The 15,215-nt window shown below is 69.6% G+C and carries 14 protein-coding genes; 11 read left to right on the forward strand and 3 right to left on the reverse strand.

What is annotated here, in order from left to right:
* Positions 1–173 precede the first annotated feature (173 nt).
* Both ACUYM2_RS06420 and moaA read right to left on the reverse strand, forming a co-directional pair.
* Positions 174–440: a MoaD/ThiS family protein gene (locus tag ACUYM2_RS06420; protein WP_481599323.1), complete on the reverse strand. Its 267-nt coding sequence runs from the start codon at positions 438–440 to the stop codon at positions 174–176.
* Positions 441–447: 7 nt separating this feature from the next.
* Complete coding sequence (moaA, locus tag ACUYM2_RS06425; protein ID WP_481599324.1) at positions 448–1,584, reverse strand: GTP 3',8-cyclase MoaA; 1,137 nt, start codon at positions 1,582–1,584, stop codon at positions 448–450.
* Between the two features lie 80 nt (positions 1,585–1,664).
* On the opposite strand from moaA, the gene ACUYM2_RS06430 reads away from it, so the two are divergent.
* The 7 genes from ACUYM2_RS06430 (at position 1,665) to ACUYM2_RS06460 (ending at position 7,396) form a co-directional block, all read left to right on the forward strand.
* Complete coding sequence (locus ACUYM2_RS06430; RefSeq protein ID WP_481599325.1) at positions 1,665–3,326, forward strand: molybdopterin-dependent oxidoreductase; 1,662 nt, start codon at positions 1,665–1,667, stop codon at positions 3,324–3,326.
* Positions 3,327–3,352: 26 nt separating this feature from the next.
* A complete protein-coding gene (locus ACUYM2_RS06435; RefSeq protein ID WP_481599326.1) occupies positions 3,353–4,570 on the forward strand; it encodes a molybdopterin molybdotransferase MoeA in 1,218 nt (405 codons plus the stop codon).
* Complete coding sequence (gene moaC / locus ACUYM2_RS06440) at positions 4,558–5,085, forward strand: cyclic pyranopterin monophosphate synthase MoaC (protein WP_481599327.1); 528 nt, start codon at positions 4,558–4,560, stop codon at positions 5,083–5,085. The genes ACUYM2_RS06435 and moaC overlap by 13 nt, the downstream gene beginning before the upstream one ends.
* Positions 5,082–5,594 (forward strand): MogA/MoaB family molybdenum cofactor biosynthesis protein, encoded by a 513-nt coding sequence (locus ACUYM2_RS06445; RefSeq protein ID WP_481599328.1) that lies wholly within the window; start codon positions 5,082–5,084, stop codon positions 5,592–5,594. The genes moaC and ACUYM2_RS06445 overlap by 4 nt, the downstream gene beginning before the upstream one ends.
* The gene (locus tag ACUYM2_RS06450; RefSeq protein WP_481599329.1) at positions 5,584–6,051 is read left to right on the forward strand and encodes a molybdenum cofactor biosynthesis protein MoaE; all 468 of its coding nucleotides are present in this window, start codon (positions 5,584–5,586) and stop codon (positions 6,049–6,051) included. The genes ACUYM2_RS06445 and ACUYM2_RS06450 overlap by 11 nt, the downstream gene beginning before the upstream one ends.
* A 77-nt stretch (positions 6,052–6,128) precedes the next feature.
* Complete coding sequence (dapB, locus tag ACUYM2_RS06455) at positions 6,129–6,887, forward strand: 4-hydroxy-tetrahydrodipicolinate reductase (protein ID WP_481599330.1); 759 nt, start codon at positions 6,129–6,131, stop codon at positions 6,885–6,887.
* Entirely contained in the window at positions 6,887–7,396 is a 510-nt protein-coding gene (locus tag ACUYM2_RS06460; RefSeq protein ID WP_481599331.1) for a hypothetical protein, read from the forward strand. The genes dapB and ACUYM2_RS06460 overlap by 1 nt, the downstream gene beginning before the upstream one ends.
* On the opposite strand, the gene ACUYM2_RS06465 is transcribed toward ACUYM2_RS06460, so the two are convergent.
* Positions 7,393–8,628: a heparan-alpha-glucosaminide N-acetyltransferase domain-containing protein gene (locus tag ACUYM2_RS06465; protein WP_481599332.1), complete on the reverse strand. Its 1,236-nt coding sequence runs from the start codon at positions 8,626–8,628 to the stop codon at positions 7,393–7,395. The two genes, ACUYM2_RS06460 and ACUYM2_RS06465, sit on opposite strands and share 4 nt — an antisense overlap.
* Positions 8,629–8,801: 173 nt before the next feature.
* Here ACUYM2_RS06465 and ACUYM2_RS06470 point away from each other — a divergent pair, with 173 nt between their 5' ends.
* The 4 genes from ACUYM2_RS06470 (at position 8,802) to ACUYM2_RS06485 (ending at position 15,203) form a co-directional block, all read left to right on the forward strand.
* Complete coding sequence (locus tag ACUYM2_RS06470) at positions 8,802–9,299, forward strand: hypothetical protein (RefSeq protein ID WP_481599333.1); 498 nt, start codon at positions 8,802–8,804, stop codon at positions 9,297–9,299.
* Positions 9,300–9,357: 58 nt separating this feature from the next.
* Entirely contained in the window at positions 9,358–10,266 is a 909-nt protein-coding gene (gene dapA, locus ACUYM2_RS06475; protein ID WP_481599334.1) for a 4-hydroxy-tetrahydrodipicolinate synthase, read from the forward strand.
* A 60-nt stretch (positions 10,267–10,326) separates the two neighbouring features.
* A complete protein-coding gene (locus tag ACUYM2_RS06480; protein ID WP_481599335.1) occupies positions 10,327–12,015 on the forward strand; it encodes a ribonuclease J in 1,689 nt (562 codons plus the stop codon).
* Between the two features lie 248 nt (positions 12,016–12,263).
* Complete coding sequence (locus ACUYM2_RS06485; protein ID WP_481599336.1) at positions 12,264–15,203, forward strand: FtsK/SpoIIIE family DNA translocase; 2,940 nt, start codon at positions 12,264–12,266, stop codon at positions 15,201–15,203.
* Positions 15,204–15,215 lie beyond the last annotated feature (12 nt).

The following is a 15,215-nucleotide window of genomic DNA, read 5'->3' on the forward strand; positions in this document are numbered from 1 at the left end:
CTGGCAGCTGACCTGCAGATCCGCCCCTACACCGTTCAAGACATATTCAAGGCTCTCTTCGTGGCCTGCGGTGTACGGAGCCGGGGCGCGCTGCTGGGCCGGCTCTTGGAGCCGCGGCCGTGTCGCCTCCCGCCGCAGCAGCATCTGAGGGCGGTGAGGACCAGCCGGAGTGCCTAGCCGCCGGCGAACGGCGGCAGCACGTCGACGACGTCGTCCGCGGTCAGCACCGGCGAGGAGTTCCGCACCGCCACTTCGTTGAGCAGGAAGCTGGAGCGGGACAGGAGGCGGGCCAGCGGCGGGGTGCCGGCCGGCGGCTCGGGGCGTTCGACGGCGAGGATCGCCGCCAGCAGCTCCGCGAGCGTGGCGCCGTCGGGCAGCTCGAACTTTTCCTCGTCGACGCCGGCGGCTGCGCGCGCGGCAGCGAAGTAACGTACGTTCACGGGTGGTTCAGCCTCCGATGGCGCTCATGCTGCGGTCCGGCTGGACGAAGTCCGGGGCGTCCAGTCCGACGTGGTCCATACCGTGCGCCTTGGGCTTGAGCCACATGGCGTCCTGCCAGCGTTCGGCCAGCTGTTCGTCCGTGGCACCGCCGCGCAGCAGCCCCAGCAGGTCGGTCTCCTCGCGCGAGAACAGGCAGCTCATGATCTTGCCTTCCGCGGTGATCCGCGTCCGGCGGCAGTCTGCGCAGAACGGTTCCGTGACCGAGGCGATGATTCCCACCGTGCCCAGCACGGGGCCGGCGGCCTGGTCCGTGCCGGGCACCCGGGCACGGACCTCAAAACGTTCGGCCGGGGCGCCGTCGCGCTCCCGCGGATCGGCGCTGAGGACGTAGTCGACGGAGAGCAGCCCCCGGATTTCCGCGGCGGTGATCATGTTCCGGCGGGTCCAGCCATGGTCGGCGTCGAGTGGCATCTGTTCAATGAAGCGCAATTCGTAGCCGCGGTCCAGGGCCCAGGCCAGCAGGGAGGGGGACTCGGCGTCGTTGATGCCGCGCATCAGCACCGCGTTCAGCTTCACCGGCCCTAGCCCGGCGGCCCAGGCAGCGTCCACGCCGGCGAGGACGCGGTCCAGGAAAGGGCGCCGGGTCAGCTTGGTGAAGGTTTCCTCGTGTAGCGAATCCAGTGAGACGTTGATCCGGGTGAGGCCGGCGGCCTTCAGGCCGGCCGCTTTTTTATCCAGGCCGACGGCGTTGGTGGTCATCGAGATCGGCAGGTCAGGGTGCGCCTGGCGGAGGGCGGAGATGATGTCCAGCAGGTCTGCCCGGACCAGCGGCTCGCCGCCGGTAAGACGGAGCTCGCGGACGCCCAGCTGCTCGACACCGATCCGCACGATCCGTACGATTTCCGCTGCGGACATAACAGCCTGCTTGGCCAGCCACTCGAGGCCCTCAGCCGGCATGCAGTAGGTGCAGCGCAGGTTGCACTTGTCCGTCAGTGAAAGCCGCATGTCGGTGGCGCGGCGGCCGTAGCGGTCCACCAGCCCGGCGGGCATTCCGGCCGGGCGCCCGGCCGGCTGCGGCGCCGGGACGCCCGCGCCGGGGCCGCCTTCCGCGCGGGGCTGGGGCATGCCAAGCTGAACACTCATACTGTCAGGCTACGCCACTGCGGGCCGGGCATCACGCCCCGGCGACAGCGAACCGGCCCCAACGAACTTATGCTGGAGGCGTGAACACGTCTCCGGCCGCTCCGGCAGCGGCTCCCGGCGGAACACCGCATCACGTCACGCGACGCCCCGTGCGGTGGGCTGCCGCGGCCGGGGTGGCGGCCGTGGGTGCCGGCGTCGTCGCCGGCGAACTGGCCGCCGGGCTGCTGAGTCCGTCGGTGTCTCCAGTGACGGCCGTCGGCGGAGCGGTGATCGACGCCGTCCCGCCGGGAGTCAAAGACTGGGCAATTTCGCTTTTCGGCACGGCGGACAAACTGGCCCTGCTCGGCGGCATGGCACTGGTGATCGCGGCGCTGGCCGCAATGGCAGGCGTGCTGGAATGGCGCCGCCGCTTCGCCGGGCTGGCCGTGATCGCCGTCTTCGGGCTGGTCGGCGTCGCCGCCGTGCTGACCAGGGCCGAGGGGGCTGCCAACGCCGTCCCCGGGTCGCTGCTGGCCGCCACGCTGGGCATGGTGCTGCTGCGCTGGCTGGTCCGCCGGCTCAAAGACTGGTTCGACGCAGGCTCCGCAGCACCGGCCCCGGCAGCCCCCGCAGAGGCAAGCGCCGCAGAGGGCGAACCGGCCAAGGGCAGCATGGGCCAACCGCCCGGCCGCCCTGCCCGCCGCCGCTTCTTGCAGTCCCTTGCGGTTACGGCGGCCATCGCGGGCGTCGGCGGGGTGCTGGCGTCTACCCTGCGCGGCGCGGCGGCGGCCGTGGTGGAGCTGCGCGGCAAGCTGGTCCTGCCCGTCCCGTCGTCCCGTGCGCAGCCGGTACCCGCCGGAGCCGAGCTTGGGCTCGCTGGAATGGATCCCCTGGTCACCCCGAACAAAGACTTCTACCGGATCGACACCGCCCTGCGCGTCCCGCTGGTGGATCCGCGCGAGTGGAAGGTCAAAGTCACGGGCCTGGTGGAGCGCGAAATCGAACTCGACTTCAACGCCCTGCTGGCGAAGCCCCTGACCGAGCGGTACATCACCATCGCCTGCGTCTCCAATGACGTGGGCGGCGACCTGATCGGCAACGCCCGCTGGCTCGGGTGGCCGGTCCGGGAGCTGCTGGCCCAGGCCGGCCCGCAGCCGGGAGCGGACATGGTGCTCTCGCGCAGCGCCGACGGCTGGACCGCGGGAACCCCGCTGGAAGTGCTCACGGACACCCGGGACGCCCTGCTGGCGGTGGGCATGAACGGCGAGCCGCTGCCGCTGGAACACGGTTTCCCGGTCCGGCTAGTCGTGCCGGGGCTTTACGGCTACGTCTCGGCGACCAAGTGGGTCACCGAACTGAAGGTCACCCGGTTCGCGGACGACGTCGCCTACTGGACGCCGCGGGGCTGGAGCGAGCGCGGACCGATTAAGACGTCGTCGCGGATCGACGTGCCGCGGGCCGGCCGGAGCGTGAACGCGGGAGCGGTGGACTTCGGCGGTGTGGCCTGGGCCCAGCACCGCGGCATCGGCGCGGTGGAGGTGCGTGTCAACCGCGGCGACTGGAGACGGGCCGAGCTGGCGCCCGCGATCTCCACGGACACCTGGCGCCAATGGCGGCTCACCCTGCCGCTGGGCCCGGGACGGTACGAGGTGCAGGTCCGGGCCACCGACCTCGCCGGCGTCCCGCAGGTGGAGGACCGCGCCCCCGCGGCGCCAAGCGGGGCCACCGGCTACCACACGGTTACAGTGGACGTGAAGTCCTAGCCCGCCGAGTCGAAGGTCAAGAACCCATGCACCGCACCGCGAACAGGCCCGTCACCGTGGAAGCGCACCGGGACAAGGTCCGCGCACTGCTGGCACCGCTCGCCGCCCGCATCGAGACGGTGCCGCTCGGTGAAGCCCTGGGCCGCGGACTGGCCTCCGACGTCGTGGCCCCGCTGGACCTCCCGCCCTTCGCCAACTCGCAAATGGACGGCTTCGCGATCCGCAGCGCCGAAGTGCCCGACGGCGGCGCTGAACTCCGGGTCGCAGCGCCCGTTCCGGCCGGCGCGGAGCCCGCCGGACTGGCTCCCGGCACCGCCGCGCCCATCATGACCGGCGCCATGATCCCGGCCGGGGCCGACGCCGTCGTCCCCATTGAACGGGCTCTCCCCGATTCCTTCCCGGCGCCCGGGGCGGCGGCCACCGTCCGGCTGCCCGCCACTGCGGCGGGCAGCTACGTGCGGGAGGCCGGCAGCGACATCGCGGCCGGGGAAACCGCTCTCGACGCCGGCACCTTCCTTGGGCCCGGCCAGCTGGGGCTGCTGGCTGCGCTGGGCCTGGCGCGGGTGCCGGTGCACGCCGTGCCGAGGGTCCTGCTGGTCACCACCGGGGACGAGGTGGTGGAACCCGGCAGTCCGCTGCGGCCCGGCAAGATCTACGACGCCAACGGCACCCTGCTCGAATCCGCCCTGCGCCAGGCCGGCCTCCACGTCACCCGCTCCGGCATTTCGGCCGACAACCCCGGGGAACTGGAGCAACTGTTGCGCCGCCACGCGCCCGATGTGGACCTGATCGTCACCACCGGGGGAGTCAGCAAGGGCGCCTACGAGGTGGTCCGGCAGGCACTGGCGGGCCACGACGTCGAGTTCGGCGGGGTGGCCATGCAGCCGGGCGGCCCGCAGGGCATCGGCACCTTCGACGGCGTACCGGTCCTCGGCTTCCCCGGGAACCCGGTCAGTTGCCTTGTCTCCTTCGAAATGTTCCTCAGGCCCGTGCTGGCGGACCTGTTCGGCTCGCCGGCGCCGCGTACCGTGGTCCGCGGCCGGCTGGCCGAAGCCCTGGCCTCCCCGGAAGCCAAACACCAGGTCCGGCGCGGTAGCCTCGGCCCGGACGGCACCGTCCGGCTGGAGGGCGGCGCGGGATCCCATCTGATGCACGCCCTGGCGCACTCCAACGCCTTGGTGCATATCCCGGTGGGAACAGCGGCGCTCGCCGGGGGCGACGAGGTGGAAGTATGGATCCTGTGAACGCAGCAGAGAACCAAACAGCAGAGAACCAAACAGCAGAGCCGGACAAGCCCGTGCTGACCCATCTCCGGCAAGACGGCACCGCCCAGATGGTCGACGTGTCCAACAAGGCCGAGACCACCCGGGAAGCCACCGCCACCGCCACCGTGAACAGCACCGCCGAGGTCCTGGCCCTGCTCGGTGCCGGCGAACTGCCCAAGGGCGACGCGCTGGCCGTCGCGCGGGTCGCCGGCATCCTGGCAGCCAAGAAGACCCCGGACCTCATTCCGCTCTGCCACCCGCTGCCGATCACCAAGGTCACGGTCGACTTCGAGCTCGATGCCGAGTCGGTCACGGTCTTCGCCACCGTCAAGACCCGCGGCGTGACCGGGGTGGAGATGGAGGCGCTCACCGCGGCGTCCGTGGCGGCCCTGAGCGTGTACGACATGATCAAGGCCGTGGACAAGCACGCGGTGCTGACGGACATCAAAGTGCTGGCCAAAAGCGGCGGCAAGAGCGGGGACTGGACACTGTGAGCGTCACCGAACCGCACCGCCATGGCGAAGCCACCGGCCGGAAGGCCGGCATCGTGATCGCCTCCACCCGCGCCGCCGCCGGGGTGTATGAAGACCTCACCGGCCCCGTCATCGCTGACTGGCTGACCGAGCACGGTTTCGAGCCATTTCCCGCCCTGGTGGTTCCCGACGGCGAGCCGGTCGGTTCCGCCCTGCGCGCGCTGCTGACCCAGCACCCCGCCGTGATCATCACCAGCGGCGGCACCGGCCTCAGCCCCACCGACGCCACCCCCGAACAGACGCTGCCGCTGCTGGACCGCGAAATCCCCGGCATCATGGAAGGCCTGCGCAGCGCGGGCACGGCCAAGACCCCGACGGCGATGCTGAGCCGCGGCCACGCCGGCGCCGCCGGCAGTACCTTCATCGTCAACCTCCCCGGATCCCCGAAAGGCGTCATGGACGGCCTGGGCGTACTGGATCCGATCATTGGACACCTCTGCGACCAGCTGGAAGGCAGCCATGGGCACTGAATCCGCATTTGAAGTCGTACACGCCGTCCTCAGCGCCGAGCCCATCTCGGTGGACCAAGCCATCGCCGCGGTCGAATCCGACACGGCCGGCGCCGTGGTGAGCTTCAGCGGCGTCGTCCGCAACCACGACGGCGGCAAACCGGTGCAACGGCTCAGCTACAGCGCGCACCCCACGGCGCACCAGGTGCTGGCCGACGTCGTCGCGCAGCTGGTTGCCGAGCACACGAAGGCCGGGGCGGACGGGCCGGACCAGCCGGTACGGATCTGGGCCGCGCACCGCACCGGGCCGCTGGAGATCGGCGATCCCGCCCTGGTCTGCGCAGTTTCGGCCGCACACCGCGGGCAGGCCTTCGCGGTGTGCTCCGAGCTGGTGGACCGGATCAAGGACCAGGTTCCGATCTGGAAGGAACAATTCTTCGCCGACGGCACGGTCGAGTGGGTGGGGGCGGGGGAGTAGGCACCGCCCCTGCGGGCAGGGTAACGCAAGGGGCCCCGGTTCCAGCCCGGACGCGCCCCGGCGGTAGGGTTGATGCCATGACCGAACAACTCGCCGTCGCCGTCCTGGGCGCCAACGGGCGCATGGGCGCCGAGGCCGTTAAAGCCGTGGAAGCCGCCGAAGACCTGTCCCTCGTTGCGGCCCTGGGCCGGGGCGATTCCCTCGACACCTTGGTGGACTCCGGCGCCCGTATCGTGGTGGACCTGACGGTACCTGGAAGCACCGAAGCGAATGTCCGCTTCGCCGTCGAGCACGGCATGCACGCCGTCGTCGGCACCACCGGCTGGGATGCGGAACGGCTGGAACGGCTTGAGGAGCACCTCGCCGGACAGCCCGGCGTCGGCGTCCTCATCGCCCCCAACTTCGCCCTCGGCTCGGTCCTGGCGTCGGCTTTCGCCGCGAAAGCGTCCCGCTACTTCGAATCGGTCGAAATTATTGAGCTGCACCACCCGGACAAGGTGGACGCTCCCTCCGGTACCGCCGTGCGCACCGCCCAGCTGATCGCCGCGGAGCGGGCCGGCGCCGGCGTCGCGGCCAGTCCGGATGCCACCACCAGCGAGCGCCCCGGAGCGCGCGGCTGCGAGGTCGACGGCGTCCGCGTCCACAGCGTCCGTCTCCGCGGCCTCGTGGCGCACCAGGAGGTCCTGCTGGGCGGGCCGGGGGAGCAGCTGACCTTCCGGCACGATTCGTTCGACCGCGCCTCCTTTATGCCCGGCGTCCTGCTGGGCGTGCGCAACATCGCCGCGCATCCGGGGCTCACTGTGGGCCTGGACGGTTATCTGGACCTGGGCCTCTGATGACCAACCTCCTGGCTGCCTTAAAGGCCAACCGGACCAAGATCTGGGTGGGCGCGGTGACGCTGTTGCTGGTGTTCTACCTGGTGGTGTCCCTGCAGCGTTCGGTCTTGTTGCTCTCCGATCCCAACCCGGTGGCCAAAGCCCTTGGCCTGGCCTACCTGGTGCTGCCCGTGGTGGGGGCCTGGGCGCTGGTGCGGGAGCTGCTGTTCGGCGCCCGGACCGAACGGCTGGCCAGGATCCTGGAAGCCGAAGGCGGCCTGCCGGAGGACACCTTGCCGCGCACGCCCGCGGGCCGGATCATCCGCGAGGCCGCGGATCTGGAGTTTGAGAAGTATCGGGCGGAAGCGGAGGCCGCCCCCGGGGACTGGCGCTCCTGGTTCCGGCTCAGCTGCGCGTACGACGCCGCCGGGGACCGCAAGCGCGCCCGCGCCTCGATGCGCGACGCCGTCCGCCTGTTCCGCGCCGATTCGCCCGACGCCGGCGACCAGCGCTCAGCGCCTGGCGCTTAGCGGGACCGGTACCGCCGGCCGCGGCCCAGCTGGTTAGCACTGTGGCCCGCCCACTCCAGCGGCCCGCGCCATGACAGTGCCGCGAAGACGCCGCCGATGGCCAGTGCGGCTACCGCCTGCGCCCAGTACACGCCTTCCACGCTCCAGCCGGCAGGGAGCGGGCGGCCGTGCAGGGAAGCCATCAGCCACACGTGCGCTGTGTACAGGCTCAGGGTAAGGGCGCCGGCGCCGCGCAACGGGAGCAGCAGGTCCAGCTGCACCCAGTCGGCGAGCCGCCCCAGCAGCAGGCAGAGACCCACCACCGCGGCAGCGACCCCGGAGGTGTGCAGCAGGTCCAGCGTGGTCCCCGAATGCGGGGCACTTGAGGCCAACCACCACGCGGAACCGGACTGGTCAATGCCCGCGAGGTTTACCTGCAGCAGGCTCGCCAGCGGGTACGCCGGATCGCCCAGCTGCTCCTGCAGCGCTGCCCGGCCGCCCCAGTCCTCCATCAGGACCAGGCTCAGCCACCTGGCGAGCACCGCGGCGACGGTCCCGGCGGCCAGCAGCAGCCAGGGAGCGGCAGCCTTAGCCAGCGCCAGCCGGCCGATCGCCAGGCCGATGAGCAGGTAGGCGAGCCACTGCAGCACCGGGTAGTAGCCGGTCAGGAACACGTCGCCGAGCAGCCGGGCCGGCGTGGCCAGGTCCTCCCAGCCGGGGTTGTGGCCGAGCCGGAGCGGCGGCTCTGCCGCCAACAGCCACGGACGCAGGAGATAGGCCAGGGCCGGGGTGGCCAGCAGCCACGCCGCCGCCAGCCCCCAGAGGCGTTTCGCGGGAAGTCCCAGGAAGGGCAGCACGCACAGAAACAGCACGGCGTAGTGGACCAGGATGACCGCGATATTGACTTCCAGGCCGCCGAGGCTGAGCCCCACCGCGGCCACCACCAGTGCCCGGAGTGCGACCCCCCGGCGGGCGGCCCATAATTCCTGACCCTCCAGCGGCCGCTCCTTCCCGGTGGACAGCGCCAGGCCGATCCCCGCCAGCACGGCAAAGAGCGCGGCCGCGCGGCCGGAGAACGCCAGGCCTACCCAGGTGGGGGTGAGCTGCGCGTCGGATCCAAAGGTGGGGAGCACATGGGTCGCCATCATGCCCAGCAGCGCCAGTCCGCGGGCCGCGTCCACGCCGGTCAACCGGGGCGGGACCGCCCTGTTCCCGGCGGTCTTTGAAGTCGTTGCCATACCGCGCGAGGTCATTCTCAGATCGTCTCACGTCCGGCCGGCCCAGGGCCGCCGAAGAACGGCAGGCCGCGGGGTCCGCCCGGCTGGCCGCCGGGTGTCCGCCGGGTTCGCCGCTGCCGGACCCTCTGGTGCAGGCAGCATCCGCCTAGACCTTGTATTCGAATATATGTTCGAATAACATGAACGGCATGAACAACGCATCAGAGCCGGTTCGATCCGCTCCTTCCCTTCCAGCCGACCGGGCCGTCGGCCGGGCAGCCTGTTCGACACCGGGCGGGGCGGCCGGCAGGGCCGTCGGGCGGGCGGCCGGCCCGACAACCGGCGGGGCAGCTGATGCGGTGGCCAGCGGGCTCAACCCGGCCGGTGTCCTCAAGGCCATGAGCCCGGGCGTGGTGGACTTCCTCTTCCGGCGGCTGGTCGCCAGGGAGTCGGCGGAGGACGTCCAGTGGCACCAGGAGGGCACCTCACTGTCTGCGCAGGCACCCGGCGCCGAGTTGGCCCGCCGGCTGGCGGAGACGGACCTCGAGGCGCTCACCCCCACCGAACTCTTCCACTACGTCCGGGCGGCGCAGCGGCTGTCCGCCTGGGCAGAGGGGCTGCGCGAGGACGCCCTGGGCCGCTATTGTGCCGGGCCGCCGGACCGACCCGGAACGTCGGCCGACACCACACGTGAGGGCCTAATTTGACGCGCATCACTGCCTCGCCATTGTCCTAACAAGCCGGGGACAGGGTAACGTTTTTCCTATGGCTGACTCTGACATTCGCTCTTACACGTTTGGAACCCTTGTGACCGCCATGGTCACTCCGTTCACCAACGACGGTGAGGTCGACTATCAGCAGTCCGCAGAGCTGGCCAACAAGCTCGTCGACGACGGCAACGACGCCCTCGTTATCTCCGGCACCACCGGCGAAACTTCCACTCTGGAAGACGACGAAAAGGAAAAGCTTTTCCGTGTCATCGTCGAGGCCGTGGGGGACCGCGCCAAGGTCATCGCCGGGACCGGCACCAACCACACCTCGCACTCGATCGAGATGGCCAAGCGCGCCGCAAAAGCAGGCGCCCACGGCCAGCTGATCGTCACCCCGTACTACAACAAGCCGAGCCAGGCCGGAATCCAGGCCCACATCGAAGCCGTTGCCGACGCCGCGGACCTGCCAGTCATGGTCTACGACATTCCGGGCCGTGCCGGTGTTCCGATCCTGCCCGAAACCATGATCCGGCTCGCGGACCACCCCCGCGTGATCGCACTCAAGGACGCCAAGGCAGACTTCGCCGCCGTCACCCGCGTGATGGCGAACACCGACCTGGATGTCTACTCCGGGGACGACGGGCTGACCCTTCCGTGGATGGCGGCCGGCGCCGTTGGCCTGGTCAGCGTCTCGGCGCACGTGGCCAGCAAGCGGTTTCGTGCGATGATCGATGCCGCACTTGCAGGCGATTTTGCTACCGCCCGCACCATACATTTCGAACTGGACCCAGTGGTCCGTGCAGTGATGACCCATATCCAGGGTGCTGTTGCTGCGAAGCAAGTTCTTAAGTGGCAGGGAGTCCTGCCCAACTCGGTTGTCCGTTTGCCCCTCGTGGAGCCGGGCGACGCCGAGATCGAAACGATCCGCGAGGACTTGGCGGAAGCAGGACTCGTCTTCTCCTGATCCGGCCCCCGCCCGATCGAACAGAAGACCCCTCCTGCTCCGCCTGGAAAGTAGTGCACTATGACCCAAACCGCCCTTCCCGGCCTTGTCACGCCCCCGAAACTGCCCAAGAACACCCTGCGGATCGTTCCGCTCGGCGGCCTCGGGGAGATCGGCCGCAACATGACCGTCTTCGAAATCGACGGCAAGCTACTGATCGTTGACTGCGGTGTCCTCTTCCCGGAGGAGACCCAGCCCGGCGTCGACCTGATCCTGCCCGATTTCTCCTACATCGAGAACCGTATGGACGACATCGTCGCCGTCATCCTCACCCACGGCCACGAGGACCACATTGGTGCCGTCCCGTACCTGCTGCGCCTGCGCAACGACATCCCCGTCGTCGGCTCCCAGCTGACGCTGGCCCTGATCGAAGCGAAGCTCCAGGAACACCGGATCAAGCCGAACACCCAGATCGTGAGCGAGGGCCAAGTCCAGAAGCTCGGTCCCTTCGAATGCGAATTCGTGGCCGTCAACCACTCGATCCCCGACGCCCTGGCCGTCTTCCTGCGCACGTCCGGCGGCACCGTGCTGCACACCGGCGACTTCAAGATGGACCAGCTTCCCCTCGACGGGCGGATCACCGACCTGCGCCACTTCGCCAAGCTCGGCGAAGAAGGCGTGGATCTGTTCATGTCCGACTCCACGAACGCCGACGTCCCCGGCTTCACCACCGCGGAAAAGGAAATCGGCCCCACCCTGGACCGGCTTTTCGGCCAGGCTTCCAAGCGCATCATCGTGGCCTCCTTCTCCTCGCATGTGCACCGCGTCCAGCAGGTCCTCGACGCCGCCGCCAACCACAACCGCAAGGTGGCCTTCGTCGGCCGCTCGATGGTCCGCAACATGGCCATCGCCGCGAAACTCGGCTACCTCGAAGTTCCGGCGGGCATCCTCGTCGACATCAAGAACATCGACAACCTGCCGGACAACCGCGTGGTCCTGATGTCCACCGGCTCCCAGGGCGAACCGATGGCGGCGCTGTCGCGCATGGCCAACGGGGACCACCGCGTCATCGTCGGCCAGGGCGACACCGTGATCCTCGCTTCGAGCCTTATCCCGGGCAATGAGAACGCCGTCTTCCGCATCATCAACGGCTTGCTCAAGCTTGGCGCCGACGTCATCCACAAGGGCAACGCCAAGGTCCACGTCTCCGGCCACGCGGCCGCCGGCGAGCTCCTGTACTGCTACAACATCCTCGAGCCGCTCAACGCCATGCCGGTGCACGGCGAGACGCGCCACCTCATTGCCAACGGCAAGATCGCCCTCGAATCGGGCGTTCCCGAGGAGAGCATCCTGCTGGCGGACAACGGCACCGTCATCGACCTCCACGACCACCAGGCCGATGTCGTGGGCCAGGTTGAAGTCGGCTTTGTCTATGTGGACGGCTCCAGCGTCGGCGAAGTGACCGAAGCCGACCTCAAGGACCGCCAGACCCTCGGCGACGAGGGCTTTATCTCCATCATCACGGTCATCCACCGCGCCACCGGCAAGGTGGTCTCCGGGCCGGAAATCCACGCCCGCGGCGTGGCGGAGGACGACTCGGTCTTCGACGAGATCATCCCGAAGATCAACGCCGCGCTCGAGGAAGCCGTGCAGAACCGGGACCACACCTCGCAGCAGCTCCAGCAGGTTGTCCGCCGCGTCGTCGGCACCTGGGTCAACCGCAAACTGCGCCGCAAGCCCATGATTATCCCGGTGGTCCTGGAAGCGTAGGCCCGCACCAGGGCAGCACGCCCCGGCCACGAGCCAGCACACCAGCTGCACCGAAGGGGCCTTCCCCGCCGGACCCGCCTCCAGGCGGCCGGCGGGGGAGGCCTCTTCCGTTCCCCGCAAAGGACTCCGTCTCGCAGCCGCAACGCGGCCGTCCACGCCGTACCCGGGCGGCCGCCGTCGCCGAACATGATCCCCGCCCGGCCCGGAAATCCGCGGTTTTCCGACCGGCGTCGGGTACCGTTGCGGGTATGGCGACACGCATCTCCTCCGCGCCTAGAGGCAACTCAAGCGGCAGCTCAAAGGGCAACACCGGCAGCTCTCCGGGCAGGGGCTCCGGCGCAGCTGCGTCCAAGACCGGACGCTCCCAGGGGACCGCGCGTACCCGGCAGCTTCCCGCCGTCGAACCCCGGCAGCCCTGGCTGGTGCGGGTGGTGGCTGGTGCGTGGCTGGGAATCGGCCATGTGGTGGGCGCGGGCGTCCGCCGGATCGGCCATGACGTCAGTGACCTCGACCCGGCGGACCGCCGCGACGGAGCCGCCCTGTTCAACCTCGCGCTCGGCGTCTTTATCGCCACCTTCGCCTGGTGGGGCTTCCAGGGCTGGTTCCCGGACACTGTCTTCGCAATCGTCAACGGCACCTTCGGCTGGATGTCCCTGCTGCTGCCGCTCATGCTGTTTGTCTGTGCTTTCCGGCTGTTCCGCCAGCCGGTCGATGGCCGCGGCAACAACCGCATCGGCATCGGCTTTTTGATCATGACCTTCGCCGGCTCCGGCCTGGCCCACATCATCGGCGGCCAGCCCACGGTCGCCGACGGCTTCGACGGGCTCCGGCGCGCCGGCGGCATGCTCGGCTACCTCGCCGCCGCGCCGCTGGCAACCATCCATGCCGCCGTTCCGATCGCCCTCTACAGCCTGCTGGCCTTCACCTCGCTCCTCATCGTCACGGCCACCCCCTTCGGCGCCATCCCGTCCCGGCTGCGCGGCGCCTATGAACACCTGATGGGCGTCGACCTGCAGGACCACGACACCCAGGCCGGCCAGGACTCCCACGACCGCAGCTACCTGTACGAGAATGACGGCCCCGCGCCGAAGAAGAAGCGCAAGCGCCTCTTCGGCAAGGACGACGACGCCGACGCCCGGCTGGAAGGCTATGTCGGCGACGAAGCTTTCGAGCACGCCGTCGTCGACGACGATGCCGAAACAGCCGCCGGCGCTGCCGGCACCAAGGGATCCGGCAAAGGGTCCAAGGCCGTGGCACCGGGCGTGCGGCGGCCCACCCAGGCCGAGATTGCCGTCGAGAAGATCAAAGCCGCCCAGGGGCTGGGCAGCACCACGGCCGGCGCCGCGGCGGAGAACGCCACCGAGGCGATCCCGCTCGTCACCCCTGGCATGGTCGCCGCAGGATCGCTGAACCCGGCCCCGAACCCCGGCGCGGCCGCTCCCAAGGTCCCTGCGAACCCGGTCGCCCCGGCGCCGCTGCCTACGCCGATCCCGCAGCGCACCGAACAGCTTTCGCTCGCCGGCGACGTCACCTACACGCTGCCGTCCTCGGACATGCTCACCCCCGGCTCCATCCCCAAGGAACGCACCGAGGCCAATGACGCGATCGTCGCTTCGCTGACCGAGACACTGACCCAGTTCAACGTGGACGCGCAGGTCACCGGGTTCAGCCGCGGGCCGACCGTGACCCGCTACGAGATCGAGCTGTCCCCGGGCACCAAGGTGGAACGCGTCACCGCCCTGTCCAAGAACATCTCCTACGCCGTCGCGAGCTCCGATGTACGCATCCTGAGCCCCATTCCGGGCAAATCGGCCATCGGCATCGAAATCCCCAACACGGACCGTGAAACCGTCTCGCTCGGGGACGTGCTGCGCAGCCAGAACGCCCGCCGCACCGACCACCCCATGGTCATGGGCGTCGGCAAGGACGTCGAAGGCGGCTACGTCGTGGCCAACCTCGCGAAGATGCCGCACCTGCTTGTCGCCGGCGCCACCGGCGCCGGCAAGTCCTCCTTCGTGAACTCGATGATCACCTCGATCCTGATGCGCGCCACCCCGGACGAGGTCCGGATGGTCATGGTGGACCCCAAACGCGTAGAGCTCACCGCCTACGAAGGTGTCCCGCACCTGATCACCCCGATCATCACCAACCCCAAAAAGGCCGCCGAGGCACTGCAGTGGGTGGTCCGCGAAATGGACGCCCGCTACGACGACCTTGCGAATTACGGCTTCAAGCACATCGACGACTTCAACAAGGCCGTCCGGGCCGGCAAGGTCCACCCTCCCGTCGATTCCAAGCGCGTCATCCGCCCGTACCCGTACCTGCTGGTGATCGTGGACGAACTCGCCGACCTCATGATGGTGGCCCCGCGCGACGTCGAAGACTCCATCGTGCGCATCACCCAGCTGGCCCGCGCGGCCGGCATCCACCTGGTGCTCGCCACGCAGCGGCCCTCCGTCGACGTCGTCACCGGCCTGATCAAGGCCAACGTCCCGTCCCGGATGGCGTTCGCAACGTCCTCGGTGACCGACTCCCGCGTGGTCCTGGACCAGCCGGGAGCTGAAAAGCTGATCGGCCAGGGCGACGCGCTCTTCCTGCCGATGGGCGCCTCCAAGGCGATGCGCGTGCAGGGAGCCTGGGTCACCGAGTCCGAGATCCACAGGGTTGTTGAACACGTCAAGGGCCAGCTCAAGGCCGTCTACCGTGACGACGTCGCCCCCGAGACGCAAAAGAAGCAGATCGACGACGACATCGGAGACGACCTTGAGGTCCTGCTGCAGGCCACCGAGCTCGTTGTCACCACGCAGTTCGGCTCGACCTCGATGCTGCAGCGCAAGTTGCGGGTCGGCTTCGCCAAGGCCGGCCGGCTGATGGACCTGCTGGAGTCCAGGGGAGTGGTGGGCCCGTCTGAAGGTTCCAAGGCCCGCGACGTGCTGGTCAAGCCGGACGACCTGGCCGCGGTGCTGGCCGCGATGAAGGGCCAGGACGGACCGGTCGCCATCGATTCACAGACGGCCGCGCTTAGCGACAACGCCAACGCCAACATCGGCCAGGGCGGCTACGCCGAGGACCTGGTAGCCGCCGACCTCGACAACCGCACCCAGGCCATCGAGTACCACGACGGCGCCGACGGCGGTTCGGACGGCGAGGACGGCTCCGAGGACGCCTGGTCGCTCACCGGACGGTAGCCGGCGGAGACG

This window comes from Arthrobacter sp. SD1074B (assembly GCF_056780195.1).